Origin of the sequence: Ottowia beijingensis, from assembly GCF_013423955.1 — a bacterium.
Taxonomy (GTDB): Bacteria; Pseudomonadota; Gammaproteobacteria; order Burkholderiales; family Burkholderiaceae_C; genus Ottowia; species Ottowia beijingensis.
Genome location: NZ_JACCKX010000001.1, coordinates 637,265 through 651,753, shown reverse-complemented (window position 1 = coordinate 651,753; position 14,489 = coordinate 637,265). Strand labels below are relative to the sequence as shown.

The window sequence follows — 14,489 nt, the reverse complement described above, 5'->3', positions numbered from 1 at the left end:
CCTCATCCCAACCCTCTCCCGCGAGCGGGAGAGGGGGCTTCAGGGCGTGGTGAGATCGGTGAAAGACGGACGCGCCGGCGGGTCAATGCGCGCCGACCTTGCCAGTCCCGTCGTGCATCCAGCGCGCATGCTCGGGCGCCTTCTTGGTGCGGTCCCACTCGTTCAGCATGTCCCACTTCACGCGGTCCAGTTCCTTGTCCATCTCGGGCGTCGAGGTGTTGGCGGCCAGCTCCAGGCGGTGGCCGCTGGGGTCGAAGAAGTAGATCGACTTGAAGATGGTGTGGTCGGTGGGGCCGATGACTTCGATGCCGTCGGCCTCGAGCTTTGCTTCACCTTCAGCATGGTGTCGACCGAATCGACCTTGAGCGCCAGGTGCTGCGTCCACGCGGGCGTGTTGGCATCGGCGGGCGACAGCATCTCGGCCCGGGTGGGCAGCTCGAAGAAGGCCAGCACGTTGCCGTTGCCGGCGTCCAGGAAGATGTGCATGTACGGGTCCGGCTCCTTCGTCGACGGCACTTCGTTCTCGGCAATGGCCAGGATGAAGTCCATGTCGAGGTACTTCTGGTACCACTCCACGGTCTGCTTGGCGTTCTTGCAGCGGTAGGCGACGTGGTGGATTTTTCGATGAGGGCCATGGGTTTGTCTCCTTCGGATGGTGAGAGGGTGGCGGGGGTCAAAGGTCTTGCAGCGCGGCCTGGATGTGCTGCCGCACGGTTTCGGGTTGGGCCAGCGCATTGGCGTTGAGCAGGGCGAGCTTGACGAGGAACAGCTCGGCCTTCTCCGGCCCGGCCTGGTCGATGGCCTGGGCCAGCACGTCGTACACGGTTTCCAGGTCGGGGATGCTGAGGGCTTGGGTTTTCGCGTTCATGCGGGTCTCCATTCTCATTGCGGCAGTGCCTGGTGGAAGGCGGCTTGCAGGCGCGTGGCATCCAGTGTGAGCCAGCGCGCGCACACGTGCTGGTCGGGCCGCAGCAGGTAGGCGCCGCCGCTGGCGCTGATGCCGTAGCGCTGGCGGAAGTGGCCGTCGGCGTCGGCGAAGGTCTGATCGGCGCCCTGCACTGGCGTGGCGCTGCCCACAGCGGTCACGCGCACCGGCACGCCACGGCCGCGCACTTCGGCGATCACGTCCTGCAGCGGCTGCGGCAGGCTGGCAGCGTCGGTGAAGTAGAGCAGATCGAACCCGCCGCCCAGGTGGTCGAGCAGGAAATCGTCCGCGCCCAGGCGCACGTTCTGCGGCGGCGCGCCGTGCGCCGGGCCGGCGGTGAACAGGGCGTTGTCGTCGCCCGGGCTGTTGAGCATGGAGTGCGTGTACTCGTGCGGGCGCGAGGTGCGCCAGTGGTAGAGCGGGCGCACGAAGTCCTGCGTGCGCGACAGCGACAGCACCGCATCGCGCAGGACGCGAAAGCCGCGCGTGGGCGGCGCCATGAAGCGCGTGCTCTTGCCCGCCTCGTCGATGATCTCGCGCGCGGCGCCCACGCGCTCGGCGCTGTGGTTGGCCAGCAGCTTTTCGCTGGCCAGGCCCTTGATGACGAAGGCCAGGTGCCAGGCCAGCGATTGCGCGTCCTGAAAGCCGGTGTTGGCGCCGCGCACGCCGAAGATCGGCAGCAGGTGCGCCGCATCGCCGGTGAACAGCACGCGGCCGACCACGTAGTCGGGCAGCGTCAGCGTGCGGGCCGAATAGACCGAGCACCAGTCCATCTCCCACGGCGTGCCGCCATGGCCGATCATGGCCAGTTGCGCGTCGATGCGGGCCTTCAGCGATTCGGGCTTCAGTGCGTCCTCGGGCTTCTCGCCCGGCGGCAGCTGATAGTCGACGCGCCAGATGCCGTGCGGCTCGCGGTGCATCAGGATGGTGTTGCCGGGGTTCCAGGTGGGGTCGAAGAAGGCCAGCCGCTCGGTGGGGAAGGGCAGGTCGATGCGGATGTCGGCGATGACGAACAGGCCCTCGTACGAGGCGCCTTCCATCTTCAGCTGCAGGCCTTCGCGGATGCTGGAGCGGCCACCATCGGCGGCGATCAGCCAGTCGGTGGCCAGCACGTATTCGCCTTCGGGCGTGTCGATGGTGACGATGGCGTGGTCGCTCTGCTGCGCCACCTTCACCACCTTGTTGCCCCAGCGGAAGTCGATCAGCCCGCTGGCGGCGCAGGCGTCGATCAGGTATTCCTCCATGTACTGCTGCTGGATGTTCAGCATGGGAAAGAAGCGGTCGTCGGCGCTGTGCGGCGCCTCCATGCGAAACACCGTCTGGCCCTTGTAAATCGAGTTGCCGAAGCGCCAGGGCAGGCCGTTCTCGGTCATGCGCTGGGCGGTGCCCACCTGCTGCAGGATCTCCATCGAGCGGCGCGTGAACACGATGGCGCGGCTGCCCTGCGACACCTGGAGCTCGGCCGTGACCAGCACGCTGGGCACGCCATGGCGCGCCAGCTCCAGCGCGGCCACCATGCCCGCGGGGCCGGAGCCGGCGATCACCACCTTGTGGCGCGGCTGCGCGCCGTGCTGCGAGGGTAGCCAGGGCGCATGCACGCGGTAGTCGTAATAGATCGACGGGCGCGGCTCGGTCGTCGGCTGGTGCATCGTGTCTCCTGGGGGTGCGCGCCGCGGCGCCGGCGCTTGTGCAAAGATGCACTATTATTCCTGTAATTGGTTGCGCACGCAACCATTGTTGAGATGGGTCAAGCCTTGCCTTCACGCCCCCGTTCCGGTCCGCGTTCCACCGCCCCTGCTGCGCCGCCGGCGCGGCCGCGCCAGGGCACCCGCCCGCTGGGCGACACCTACACCCACCGCCTGCACAGCCTGCAGAAACTGACCGACAAGGTCACGCTGGCGGCCTACGGCGCGGTGACCGATTTGTCGCTGGGCGAGGGCCGCTGCCTGACGGCGGTGGGCGCGTTCGCGCCGCTGTCGGTGCAGCACCTGGCCTACGCCGCCAACGTGGACAAGGGCCAGGCCAGCCGCGCCGCGCAGGCGCTGGTGCTGCGCGGCCTGGTGCGCAAGCAGCCCGACCCGGACGACGCACGCGGCGTGGTGCTGAGCTTCACGCCCGAGGGCGAGGCGCTGTACCACCGGCTGATGAAGGTCATCCACCGCCGCAACGCCGAGATCGTGGCCTGCCTCAGCCCCGCCGAGCAGGCCCAGTTCGACCGCATGCTGAGCAAGCTGGTGGCGCACGCGCGGCAGGTGGCGGACTTGAAATGACGAATGACGAATGACGAATGACGAATGACGAATGACGAATGACGAATGACGAATGACGCCGGCTGGCGCCGGCATGACAAACGAGGCGTTGCCATTGGTCGTTGAAGCGCAGCGAAGTCATTGGCCATTCGTCACCGTGCGCGCGAGTGGCACGGATGAACAGGGGGACCTCTGAAAATTTTTACATGGCAAAAAACGCCCAGCGCCCGCACATCGGGCGCTAGCAGCTTCTTTTTCAGGACTGCCATGCCGCGCCAAATGGCTATCGCTTGTTTTTGGTGGCACGACGTGCGTCCGCATGTGCAACGCGCCATGGGGGCACTTGCACCACACCCATCCACCGGCCGCCGGTTCCGCGCCAGCCAAGCGCGGCAAGCTCCTGAATCCAGAGCGGCCGTGTTCGCCGCATTTGCCATCCGCGCGCATTCGTGCGAGAATCGTGGGCTTCGCGCCAGACAGCCATGCTTGGCGCGGATGCACGTCGCAAGACGTGAGCAGCCGCAATCTTCCTTCTCGCACGGGCTGCCGGGCAGGCACACCACCTTGGTGTGCGCACCGCGCAGCCACGTTATCGGCACCGGGTTTTTCAGATTCCGGTGGCCTGTCTCCCGCACCGCCGCCGCGCTTTTTGGGCGCGGCAAGCCGGTCGGCGTTGTCAGATGGTGGGTCGCGATCCGTGTTACCCGGGCGTTTTTCATCGCCCACCATTTGACGCCTGTCGTGGCCCGCGCACCTTTGGTGTGCGTGCCGTGGCATGCGGGAAAGCAGAGATTCAAAATGGCCTCTTTCGAGGAAAAAGACCTGTTGGCCACCGCCGACACCACGCCGTCAGCCATCGAGACCGCAGCTGACGAACCCAATCAAGACCGCTTCGCCGCCCTGGGCCTGGCGCCCGAGCTGCTGGCCGCCGTGCGCGACCTGGGCTTCACCGAGCCCACCGCCGTGCAGCAGCGCGCCATTCCGCTGGCGCTCGAGCCGCACGCCGAAGGCTTCAACGACCTCATGGTCAGCAGCCAGACCGGCAGCGGCAAGACAGCCGCCTTCCTGCTGCCCGTGCTGCACACCCTGATCGGCATGCAGGCCGAGGAAGCCGCGCGCGAGAAAGCCGCCTGGGACGCCAAGGTCGCCGCCGCCCTGGCCGCCGGCGAGCCCGCGCCCAAGAAGCCGCGCCGCCGCAGCCCGCTGGATGCGCGCAAGTTCAAGCCCGCCGTGCCCGGCGCGCTGGTGCTGTGCCCCACGCGCGAGCTGGCGCAGCAGGTGGCGGCCGATGCCATCGACCTGGTCAAGCACTGCCGCGGCGTGCGCATTGCCACCATCGTGGGCGGCATGCCGTACCAGTTGCAGATCGCCAAGCTGCAGAACGCCAACCTGGTGGTGGCCACGCCCGGCCGCCTGCTCGACCTGGCCGGCAGCGGCCAGATCAAGCTGGACCAGGTGCGCTTTCTCGTCATGGACGAGGCCGACCGCATGCTCGACCTGGGCTTTGCCGACGCGCTGGCCGAGGTGCACCAGCTCACGTCGCAGCGCCAGCAGACCATGATGTTCAGCGCCACGTTCGCGCCGCGCATCCAGCAACTGGCGCTGCGCGTGATGCACGACGGCGGCAGCAAGGTGCAGAAGGTGCAGGTGGACACGCCGCAGCAAAGCCACGCCAACATCCGGCAAGAGCTGTACTGGGCCGACAGCCCCGAACACAAGCGCCGCCTGCTCGACTACTGGCTGCGCGATCCGGGCATCGACCAGGCCATCGTGTTCGCCTGCACGCAGATCGAATGCGAGCAACTGGCCGAGGAACTGCAGCAGACCGGCTTTGCCGCCGTGTCGCTGCACGGCGCTTTAAGCCAGGCCGTGCGCAACCGCCGCCTGGGCGCGCTGCGCGATGGCCGCGTGCAGATCCTGGTGGCCACCGACGTGGCCGCGCGTGGCATCGACGTGCCGACCATCACGCACGTGATCAACTTCGGCCTGCCCATGAAGGCCGAGGATTACACCCACCGCATCGGTCGCACCGGCCGCGCGGGGCGCGACGGCCTGGCGATCACGTTGGCCGAGTTCCGCGACCGCCGCCGCCTGGCCGACATCGAGGCCTACACGCAGCAGCACTTCCGCCCGCTCACCATCGACGGGCTGGAGCCGACCAAGTTCTTCCCGCCGATCCAGGAGCAGCGCCCGCCCGCACGCAAGGGCGGTGGTGGTCGACCCGGCGCACGCAGCGGTGCGCCGCGCCGTGGCTTTGGCGAGTCGCGCGGCCCCAAGCAGATCGGCGGTGGCTTCAAAGAGAAATCGCCCTTCGACGCCCGTCCGTCGGGCGCTGGCAGCTATAAAAGAGAGTTCCTTCAAGCCGGCCGGCCGCCCTGCTGCGCGCGCCGGTGCGCCGCGCGCCAAGCCTTACGCACCGGGCAAAGCCGGGCGTTGAACGCGGCTGGCCGCAGCGGTGCGGGGGCGCCTGAGCCGATGAGGGCAAGGCCGATGCGCTGGCAGCCTCAGCCGCTGGGGCCCTCCGACGTGCCCGATTTGCTGGCTGTGCAGGCGGCCTGCTATGACGCCGAGTTTCTGGAAGGCGCCGCGGTCTATGTCCGCCGCCTGGCAAACTCCGCGCAATGCAGCCTGGCGGTGCGCGGCGACGACGGCGTGCTGCTGGCCTACCTGGCTGCCTACTGGTCGGCGCGCGGCGCCGTCACGCCGCTGCACGGTGACTTCGCCGCGCGCGATACCCCCGATACCTTGTACCTGCACGACTTGGCGGTGCACCCGTCCCACGCCGGTCGCGGGCTGGCGCAGGCCTTGCTGGGCGCGGCCTGGCAGCAGGCGCGCGCCGAAGGCATGGACCATGCCGCGCTGGTATCGGTGCAGGGCACGGGCGCCTTTGGCAACGCCACGGCTTCGCACCTGCGGTCGCGGACGCTGCGCTGGAAAGCTATGGCGCCGAGGCGGTGTACATGACGCGGGCGTTGACGCCGGTTCTGTAGCCGCGGCCCTGGCCGTGATCCGGCGGCCGGCCCCGCAGAGATGCCGATCGCGGGCCAGCCCGCACCTACAGCGGGCGGGACGCGCTTTCTGCCAGCACCCGCCCCGGATTCAGGATGCCCTGCGGATCCAGCGCCTGCTTGAGCGCGCGCATCATCCGCATCGCCACCGGTGACTTGTAGTGCGGCAGCTTGGCGGCCTTCAGGCTGCCGATGCCGTGCTCGGCGCTGATCGAGCCGCCGTGCCGCGCCACGGCGTCGAACACCAGCGTGTTGATGCGCTCCTCCTGCTCGCGCAAGAAGGCCTTGGCATCGCCGCCTTCGGGCGCCTGCACGTTGTAGTGCAGGTTGCCGTCGCCCAGATGGCCGAAGTCGACCAGCCGCACGCCGGCGATGGCCTGCGCCAGCAGCGCATCGGTCTCGGCCACGAAGGCGGGGATGCGCGACACCGCCACGCTGATGTCGTGCTTGATGTTCAGTCCTTCCTCGGCCTGCGCCAGCGGAATGCTCTCGCGGATGTGCCACAGGGCCTGCGCCTGCGACAGGCTCTCGGCCACCACGGCGTCGTTTATGCAGCCGGCTTCCAGCGCGGCTTCGAGCAGGCGCTCGAACAGCGTGCGGGCGTGGTCTTCGCTCTCGTGATCCGAGTTTTCCAGCAAGACGCACCACGGCGACGTGCGGAACAGCGGCACGCGCTGCTGCGGATAGTGCTTGTCCACCAGGCTGAGCGCAAACTGGTTCATCACCTCGAACCCTGTCAGCCCCGCGCCCAGGTGCTGGTGCGCCAGCCCCAGCAGATCTACGGCGGCCTGCATCGAGGGCACGGCGGCCCAGGCGATGAGCCGGGCGGCGGGCAGCGGGTAGAGCTTCATCGTCGCCGCGGTGATGATGCCCAGCGTGCCTTCGCTGCCGATGAACAGGTCGCGCAGGTCGTAGCCGGTGTTGTCCTTGCGCAGGCCGCTCAGGCCGTTCCACACTTCGCCCTGCGCGGTCACCACTTCCAGCCCCAGGCACAGCTCGCGCGCATTGCCGTAGCGCACCACCTGCGTGCCGCCGGCGTTGGCGGCCAGGTTGCCGCCGATGGTGCAACTGCCTTCCGAGGCCATGCTGAGGGGAACAGGAAGCCTGCCTGCTCGGCGGCTTGTTGCAGGTTCTGCAGGATGCCGCCAGCCTCCACCGTGATCGTCAGGTTGGCGGCGTCGATGGCGCGCACGGCGTCCATGCGGCGCAGGCTCAGCACCACCTGCGTGCCGCTGTCGTCGGGCACGCTGCCCACCGCCAGCCCGGTGTTGCCGCCCTGCGGTACGATGCTGGCGCCGGCCGCCGCGCAGGCGCGTACCACGGCCGCCACCTCGTCGGTGCTGCCCGGTCGCACCACCGCCAGCGCCCGGCCGCGCGCGCGCTGGCGCCAGTCCTGCTCGTAGCCGATCAGGCCATCGCCGGTCAGCACGTGGCCGGTGCCGACGGCCTGGCGCAGGGTGTCGAGAAGAGCTGTATCAGTGGTCATGGCGCTTCAAAATAAGTAGCTGCTCGCGCTTGATGGACGGGCGCTGGAGCCCTGAATGGCTTGAAATCATGTTGTGGGAGCGGGCTTGCCCGCGATGGGCGCATCCATGAAGCATGGCGCCCCATCGCGGGCAAGCCCGCTCCCACAGGTCTCATCAATCTGTTGGCCATTCCGTCATACATGACACGCTGCCGGCCCTCACCCCAACCCTCTCCCAGAGGGAGAGGGGCTTTCTTGCGCGGCACGCGCCGTCATGCTGGCAACCGTCAAGAGGGCAGGCTGCCGATAGCCCTGCCGCGCGCGCCTGCCGCTGGCGCAGCCGCACATGCGCGGCGCAGGCAGCGAACAGAACGATGGTCAGCAGCACCTCGCCCCACGCATACCACGCCGAGGGCGCGCGGTCGCTGGTGGCGCGCACGACGCCTTCGACGAAATACAGCCAGATGAACAGCGCGGTCTTGCGGTAGCTCAGCATGCGCAGGCGCAGCAGGCCGGGCAGCGGCAGCAGCAGCGGCAGTGCCTTCAGCGCCAGCCACGAGCCACCGGGCCGCAGCGGCGCCAGCCACAGCTCCCACGCCAGGCACAGCGCGAACAGCGCCAGCAGGCTGGCCACGGCCACGCTGCGGGTGGCGCGGACGGCGGGCGAGGGCGTGGCGGGTGCGGCGGCGGCGGGGGCGGCATGGGCGGTGGCATCATACCCAGCATGAAGTCGAAGCTGGAACAGCTCAAGACGCGCGCGCAGTCCTTCGTCACCGACGTGACGGACTTCCCCGTGCTGCCCACCGCTGCCACGTTGTGGGAGCGCTTTCAGCAGGACCGCCTGGGGCTGACGGCCAGCTCGCTCACCTTCACCACCACGCTGGCGCTGGTGCCGTTCTTTGCCGTGGTGCTGTCGGTGTTCACGGCGTTTCCGGTCTTTGCGCAGATGCGCGAGGCGCTGGAGCAGTGGCTGGCCAGCAGCGTGATCCCTGCCAGCATCGCGCGCAACGTGCTGGATTACCTGACGCAGTTCGCCGGCAAGGCGAGCGAGCTGGGCCTGGTGGGCTTTGCGGTGCTGACCTTCACCGCCGTGTCGCTGGTGCTGACGATCGACCAGACGCTCAACCAGATCTGGCGCGTCACGGTCAAGCGCCCGCTGGGCCAGCGCGTGCTGGTGTACTGGGCGGCGCTCACGCTGGGGCCGCTGGTCATGGGCGCCAGCCTGGCCATCAGCTCCTACGTGCTCACGGCCTCGCGCGGCTGGCTGCCCGACATCGGCGGCGGCGTGAACCTGGCGCTGGACACGGTGCAGTTCCTGCTGATGACGTTCGGCCTGACGCTGCTGTACCGCTTCGTGCCCAACACGCCGGTGAAGTGGAAGCACGCGCTGGCCGGCGCGCTGTTCGTGGCCGTGTGCATGGCGCTGGCCAAGTGGGGGCTGGGGCTGTATCTGTCGCGCATTCCCACCTATTCGCTGATCTACGGCGCCTTTGCCACGGTGCCGATCCTGCTGTTGTGGATCTACATGTCGTGGCTGATCGTGCTGTTCGGCGCCGTCATCGCGGCCTACCTGCCCAGCCTGCTGGGCGGCGTGGCGCGCCGCGGCGGCGGGCCGGGGTGGGACTTTCAGCTCGCCACCGAGGTGCTGCAATCGCTGGCCCGCGTGCGCGACACGCAGACCCGCGGGCTGACGCTGCCGCAGCTGGCCAACTGGCTGAAGGTGGACACGCTGCAACTGTCGCCGGTGATGGAGGCGCTGGACGAACTGGACTGGGTGGGCCAGCTGGGCACCCACACCGAGAACGAGGAGCCGCGCCACGTGCTGCTGTTCGACCCCGCGCAGCAGCCGCTGCGGCCGCTGGTCGAGCGGCTGCTGCTCAAGCCCGACCAGGCGCTGTCGGGCTGGTGGGAGCACGATTTTCTGGCCGGCATGACGGTGGCCGATATCCTGCCGCCGCGCGAGACCGCCGCGCCCATGCCCAAGCCGCCGGCGGGGTGACGCGCGCCGCGGCGCGTGGCGCTGCGCCCGGCCGTGATGGCAGTGAAATAGTGGGGTATATGTCTCCAGCGCCAGTAAAACGGGCGCTGGCGGGGTGGTGGTGTGGGAGTATATGGTGTCGCCTGCGCAGTTCATGCCGTTTCAAGCTCTGCCCGTTTCGTGCTCCAGGCGTTGGCCTTTGACGGCTGACGCCATGACTTCGCCGCTGCGCGGCGTGATGACGAAATGACGAAATGACACCAGTGAGGCGCGGAATGCCTCGCACCTGGCTGGCATCATGGCGGCGCAGCCGCCGTCATCGAAGCGCCGCGAGGTCATTCCGTCATCGCACCGCGCGCGCGCAGCTGTCTTTTTGACGCGAAACAGGATCAGGCCGCCAGAAAGTCGCGCAGCGCGAACAGCACCTCGTCCGGCGCCTCGGTCATCAGCGCGTGGCCGGCGTTCACCTCGACGATCTTCGACAGCCGCGCGTGCGCGGCCAGCGCCTTGGCGGCTTTCGGCGGCGTCATCTGGTCGTGCCGGCCGACCAGGAACAGGGTGGGGCAGTGCACCGCGGCCATCGCCTGCTCGCCGCCCGCGTAGCTGTCGCAGGCCTTGAAGCCGGTGTAGAACACGTTGGTCTCGGTGTTGCTGGCCAGCATGCGCCGCATCAGCGCGCGCGAGCCGCCGTACAGCCAGGTGCCCGGCCCCAGCGCCGATGGCGGCGGGCACAGCGTGCTGTGCGAGAAGGTGTTGACCATGGCGATCGCCTTCTCGGGCGCCTTGACCGAGGCCTCCAGCAGCGCCGGCGACACCGCCATCGGGAAGGCCGTGCCCACCAGCACCAGGTGGCTCACGTGCGCGGGCGAGCGCGCGGCGGCTTCCAGCGCAATCAGGCTGCCAAAGCTGTGACCCACCAGCGCCGCCTGGTCGATGCCGGCGGCGCCCAGCAGGGCGAGGACGACATCGGCCGCTTCTTCCACGCTGGCGGGCGGCTGGCCGCCGCTCTTGCCCTGGCCGGGCAGGTCGATGGCCAGCACGTTCCAGCCGTGGTGCGCCAGGTAGCGGCTTTGCAGAATCCACACGCTGTGGTCGTTCAGCACGCCGTGGATGAAGACCACGGTGGGCTTGGCGGCATCGAAGCTCTTGCCGCCGGTGTAGGCGTAGACGGGGGCGCCGTTGACTTGGATGAGCATGGTCAGGCTCCTGCCTTTTGCGCGGCTTTCAAGGCGCGCTTCAGGTCGTCGATCAGGTCGGCCGGGTCTTCCAGCCCGATCGACAGACGGATGGTGCCCGGCCCGATGCCGGCGCCGGCCAGCGCCTCGTCGCTCATGCGGAAATGCGTGGTGCTGGCGGGGTGGATCACCAGGCTGCGGCAGTCGCCCACGTTGGCCAGGTGGCTGAAGAGCTTCAGCGTCTCGATGAACTTCTTGCCTTGCTCGCGCGAGCCCTTCAGGTCGAAGCTGAACACGCTGCCGGCACCCTTGGCGCCGTGCTTGAGCAGCCGGTTGGCAATGGCGTGGCTGGGGTGCGATTCGAGCAGCGGGTGGCCGACGCGCGCGACGAAGGAGTGTTCGGCCAGAAAGCGCACCACGGCTTCGGTGTTGGCGATATGGCGTTCCATGCGCAGCGGCAGCGTTTCGATGCCCTGCAGGATGAGCCACGCCGAATGCGGGCTTAAGGCAGCGCCGAAGTCGCGCAGGCCCTCGCGCGCGCGCAGCAGGAAGGCGCCGACGGTGCTCTCCTCGCTGAACACCATGCCGTGAAAGCCGTCGTAGGGTTCGGTGAGTTCGGCGAATTTGCCCGCGCTGCCATCAGCGGCGCTTGTCGATGCCTTGTCCCAGTCGAAGCTGCCGCCATCGACCAGCACGCCGCCGATCACCGTGCCATGGCCGCTGAGGAACTTGGTGGCCGAGTGGTACAGCAGGTCGGCACCATGGTCGAAGGGCTTGAGCAGATACGGCGTGGTGAAGGTCGAATCGACCAGCAGCGGCACGCCGGCGTCGTGCGCGATCTGCGCGACGGCGGGGATGTCGAGCACCTCCAGCCCCGGGTTGCCCACCGTCTCGCCGAACAGCAGGCGCGTGCTGGGGCGGATGGCGGCGCGCCATGCGTCCAGGTCGCCCGGTTTGACGAAGGTGGTCTCGATGCCGAAGCGGCGCAGTGTGTAGTGCAGCAGGTTCTGGCTGCCGCCGTACAGCGCCGTGCTGGCGACGATGTGGCCGCCCGCGCCCATCAGCGTGCAGACTGCCAGGTGCAGCGCGGCCTGGCCGCTGGCGGTGGCAATGGCGCCGATACCGCCTTCCAGCGCCGCCACACGCTGCTCCAGCACCGCGCAGGTGGGGTTGCTGATGCGGCTGTAGACGTGGCCCGAGCGCTCCAGGTTGAACAGCGACACGGCGTGGTCGCTGGAATCGAACACGAACGAGGTCGAGAGGTGGATGGGCACGGCGCGCGCGCCGGTGGCGGGGTCGGGCTGGGCGCCGGCGTGGATGGCCAGCGTGTCGAAGGCGGGATCGGCATGGCCGGGCATGGGCTTGTCTCCTTGGCGAGCGGACATTGTGGGCTATATTCACCGGCCAAAGTCGCCCGCGGGCGACACCGGAGCAGCAGCAATGAAAGTCAGCGATATTTTGCGGGTGAAGGGCCACGCGCTCTACACCATCACGCCCGAGGACAGCGTGGCCGACGCGGCGAAGATCATGAGCGAGAAGGACATCGGCTCGCTGGTGGTGATGTCGCACGGGCTGGTGGTGGGCATGCTCACCTTCCGCGAGGTGATCGCGGCCACGGTGCGCAACGGCGGCAGCTTCGGCACCACGTCGGTCTACCGCGCCATGGACGACGGCCCGCTGATCTGCACGCTGGAGACCGAGCTGGACGAGGTGCGCCGCATGATGCTCGACCACCACGCGCGCTACCTGCCGGTGATCGAGAACCGCCAGCTGGTGGGCGTGGTCAGCTTCTACGACGTCGCCAAGACGGTGGTGGACCGGCAGAACTTCGAGAACCGCATGCTCAAGGCCTACATCAAGGACTGGCCGGAAGACGGCTCGAAGCACACCGAGCCCAATCTGCCCTGATCCGTTGGTATTGTTTTGATAGTGGGTTGCGCCCGCCATGCAATGCTTTCAAGCCAAATCGCTTTGAAAATGGCTTGTAGCGGGCGCCGGCAGCTATCAATATCGATATTGCCCGCCCGCTGCCGGCAGCGTGCCTGAAGGGCACGGCGGATGGCCAAGCCCGAGATGGACACACACTGCTCGCCCTGCGCGCCTGCATGGACCAGGACGGCCTGGCCGCCGGCCTGCGCTTTCTGAACCAGCGCGTGCCGCACCGCTTCACTGGCTTCTACCAGCTGCGCGACGCCACGCTGCACAATGTGGGCCTGTTCGACAAGCTTGGCGAAATCGCGCCCGAGGCGCTGCTGGCCGTGCCGCTGACGAGCAGCTTCTGCCAGTTCGTGCTGCGCGACGGCTGCATGCTGATCGACCATTCGGGGCAGGACGCGCGGCTGAACGGCCACCCGTACCAGGGCATCCTGAACAGCTACATCGGCCTGCCGCTGACGCACAGCGGCGCCGACCTGCAGGGCACGCTGTGCCATTTCGACTTCGAGCCCATCGAGGTGCCGCAGCACGAGCACGAATTCCTGCGCAAGGCGGCGCTGCTGCTGCCGCGCTACCTGCGGCTGGGCTGAGCTGGCGGCTGCGGCCGCCGCCGGATGGCGATAATCCGGCGCATGAGCGGCAACACCCTCGGCAACCTGTTTGCCGTCACCAACTTCGGAGAATCCCACGGCCCGGCCATCGGCTGCGTCATCGACGGCTGCCCGCCCGGCATGCCCCTGAGCGAGGCCGACATCCAGCCCGAGCTGGACCGTCGTCGTCCCGGCACCAGCAAGTTCGTCACCCAGCGCAACGAGGCGGACCAGGTCGAGATTCTCTCTGGCGTGTACCAGGGCCTGACCACCGGCACGCCGATCTGCCTGCTGATCCGCAACACCGACCAGCGCAGCAAGGACTACGGCGACATCGCGCAGAGCTTTCGCCCCGGCCACGCCGACTACACCTACTGGCGTAAGTACGGCGTGCGCGACCCACGCGGCGGCGGGCGCTCGTCGGCGCGCCTGACGGCGCCCACGGTGGCGGCTGGCGCGGTGGCGCGCAAGTGGCTGAAGGAACGCCACGGCACCACCTTCCACGGCTGCATGACCCACGTGGGCGAGCTGGCCATCGGCTTCGAAGGCTGGGAGCACGTGCCCAACAACCCCTTCTTCGCCCCCGTGGCCGATGTGAGCGCCATCGAGGACTACATGAACGCCCTGCGCAAGCGCGGCGACAGCTGCGGTGCGCGCCTGCGCGTGACGGCGCGGCACATGCCCGTCGGCCTGGGCGAGCCGATCTACGACCGGCTGGACGCCGACATCGCGCACGCGCTGATGGGCCTGAACGCCGTCAAGGGCGTGGAGATCGGCGACGGCTTTGCCAGCGTGGCGCACCAGGGCAGCGCGCACGGCGATTCGCTGCTGCCCGGCGGCACGTTCGAGAGCAACCGCGACGGTGGCGTGCTGGGCGGCATCAGCACCGGGCAGGACCTGGAAGTGGCCATCGCCATCAAGCCCACCAGTTCGATCCTGGTGCCGCGCGCCTCGCTCAACACCGAGGGGCAGCCGGTGGAGGTGATCACCAAGGGCCGCCACGACCCCTGCGTCGGCATCCGCGCCACGCCGATTGCCGAGGCGCTGCTGGCGCTGGTGGTGATGGAGCACGCGCTGCGCCACCGCGCGCAGTGCGGCGACGTGGCCGTGCCGGCGGGCTTCGGCGCCGCCGCGCCGTGACCGGGCGCCAGCGGCTGCGGGCGC

General features: G+C 68.7%; 11 protein-coding genes and 2 pseudogenes. 6 read left to right on the top strand and 7 right to left on the bottom strand.

Annotated elements, in window-relative coordinates:
* Positions 1 to 82: 82 nt before the first annotated feature.
* The 3 genes and pseudogenes from H0I39_RS03295 to H0I39_RS03285 all read right to left on the bottom strand — a co-directional run bounded on the left by H0I39_RS03295 (position 83) and on the right by H0I39_RS03285 (position 2,574).
* Positions 83 to 654 (bottom strand): annotated as a pseudogene (locus H0I39_RS03295) (VOC family protein).
* Between the two features lie 19 nt (positions 655 to 673).
* Positions 674 to 868 (bottom strand): DUF2783 domain-containing protein, encoded by a 195-nt coding sequence (locus tag H0I39_RS03290; RefSeq protein ID WP_180549550.1) that lies wholly within the window; start codon positions 866 to 868, stop codon positions 674 to 676.
* A gap of 14 nt (positions 869 to 882) precedes the next feature.
* On the bottom strand, positions 883 to 2,574 hold the full coding sequence (locus tag H0I39_RS03285) for an FAD-dependent monooxygenase (protein WP_180549549.1): 1,692 nt from the start codon (positions 2,572 to 2,574) through the stop codon (positions 883 to 885).
* Between the two features lie 105 nt (positions 2,575 to 2,679).
* On the opposite strand from H0I39_RS03285, the gene H0I39_RS03280 reads away from it, so the two are divergent.
* Both H0I39_RS03280 and H0I39_RS03275 read left to right on the top strand, forming a co-directional pair.
* A complete protein-coding gene (locus H0I39_RS03280; RefSeq protein ID WP_307776764.1) occupies positions 2,680 to 3,195 on the top strand; it encodes a MarR family winged helix-turn-helix transcriptional regulator in 516 nt (171 codons plus the stop codon).
* A 777-nt stretch (positions 3,196 to 3,972) separates the two neighbouring features.
* Positions 3,973 to 6,138: a GNAT family N-acetyltransferase gene (locus H0I39_RS03275; RefSeq protein WP_180549547.1), complete on the top strand. Its 2,166-nt coding sequence runs from the start codon at positions 3,973 to 3,975 to the stop codon at positions 6,136 to 6,138.
* A gap of 91 nt (positions 6,139 to 6,229) precedes the next feature.
* Here H0I39_RS03275 and H0I39_RS03270 read toward each other — a convergent pair.
* Together H0I39_RS03270 and H0I39_RS03265 are read right to left on the bottom strand one after the other, a co-directional pair.
* Positions 6,230 to 7,668, bottom strand: a pseudogene (locus H0I39_RS03270) (FAD-binding oxidoreductase).
* Between the two features lie 154 nt (positions 7,669 to 7,822).
* Complete coding sequence (locus H0I39_RS03265) at positions 7,823 to 8,392, bottom strand: DUF2069 domain-containing protein (protein ID WP_180551670.1); 570 nt, start codon at positions 8,390 to 8,392, stop codon at positions 7,823 to 7,825.
* Between H0I39_RS03265 and H0I39_RS03260 the strand changes: the two genes are divergently transcribed.
* Positions 8,372 to 9,646, top strand: coding sequence for a YihY family inner membrane protein (locus tag H0I39_RS03260; RefSeq protein ID WP_180549546.1), 1,275 nt, complete (start codon positions 8,372 to 8,374; stop codon positions 9,644 to 9,646). The genes H0I39_RS03265 and H0I39_RS03260 overlap by 21 nt on opposite strands.
* A 368-nt stretch (positions 9,647 to 10,014) precedes the next feature.
* On the opposite strand, the gene H0I39_RS03255 is transcribed toward H0I39_RS03260, so the two are convergent.
* On the bottom strand, positions 10,015 to 10,821 hold the full coding sequence (locus tag H0I39_RS03255) for an alpha/beta fold hydrolase (protein WP_180549545.1): 807 nt from the start codon (positions 10,819 to 10,821) through the stop codon (positions 10,015 to 10,017).
* A 2-nt stretch (positions 10,822 to 10,823) separates the two neighbouring features.
* On the bottom strand, positions 10,824 to 12,158 hold the full coding sequence (locus H0I39_RS03250) for an O-acetylhomoserine aminocarboxypropyltransferase (protein WP_180549544.1): 1,335 nt from the start codon (positions 12,156 to 12,158) through the stop codon (positions 10,824 to 10,826).
* A gap of 82 nt (positions 12,159 to 12,240) precedes the next feature.
* Here H0I39_RS03250 and H0I39_RS03245 point away from each other — a divergent pair, with 82 nt between their 5' ends.
* The 3 genes from H0I39_RS03245 (at position 12,241) to aroC (ending at position 14,465) form a co-directional block, all read left to right on the top strand.
* A complete protein-coding gene (locus tag H0I39_RS03245; RefSeq protein WP_180549543.1) occupies positions 12,241 to 12,708 on the top strand; it encodes a CBS domain-containing protein in 468 nt (155 codons plus the stop codon).
* A 197-nt stretch (positions 12,709 to 12,905) separates the two neighbouring features.
* Positions 12,906 to 13,325, top strand: a complete 420-nt coding sequence (locus tag H0I39_RS03240) for a guanylate cyclase (protein ID WP_180549542.1) — start codon at positions 12,906 to 12,908, stop codon at positions 13,323 to 13,325.
* Positions 13,326 to 13,367: 42 nt separating this feature from the next.
* A complete protein-coding gene (aroC, locus tag H0I39_RS03235; RefSeq protein ID WP_180549541.1) occupies positions 13,368 to 14,465 on the top strand; it encodes a chorismate synthase in 1,098 nt (365 codons plus the stop codon).
* The last annotated feature ends 24 nt before the right edge of the window (positions 14,466 to 14,489 follow it).

Coding starts and splice junctions, on each gene's coding strand:
- H0I39_RS03250 (WP_180549544.1), bottom strand. CDS start 12,158: ATGCCCGGCCATGCCGATCCCGCCTTCGACACGCTGGCCATCCACGCC.
- H0I39_RS03285 (WP_180549549.1), bottom strand. CDS start 2,574: ATGCACCAGCCGACGACCGAGCCGCGCCCGTCGATCTATTACGACTAC.
- H0I39_RS03260 (WP_180549546.1), top strand. CDS start 8,372: ATGAAGTCGAAGCTGGAACAGCTCAAGACGCGCGCGCAGTCCTTCGTC.
- H0I39_RS03255 (WP_180549545.1), bottom strand. CDS start 10,821: ATGCTCATCCAAGTCAACGGCGCCCCCGTCTACGCCTACACCGGCGGC.
- H0I39_RS03240 (WP_180549542.1), top strand. CDS start 12,906: ATGGACCAGGACGGCCTGGCCGCCGGCCTGCGCTTTCTGAACCAGCGC.
- aroC (WP_180549541.1), top strand. CDS start 13,368: ATGAGCGGCAACACCCTCGGCAACCTGTTTGCCGTCACCAACTTCGGA.
- H0I39_RS03290 (WP_180549550.1), bottom strand. CDS start 868: ATGAACGCGAAAACCCAAGCCCTCAGCATCCCCGACCTGGAAACCGTG.
- H0I39_RS03245 (WP_180549543.1), top strand. CDS start 12,241: ATGAAAGTCAGCGATATTTTGCGGGTGAAGGGCCACGCGCTCTACACC.
- H0I39_RS03275 (WP_180549547.1), top strand. CDS start 3,973: ATGGCCTCTTTCGAGGAAAAAGACCTGTTGGCCACCGCCGACACCACG.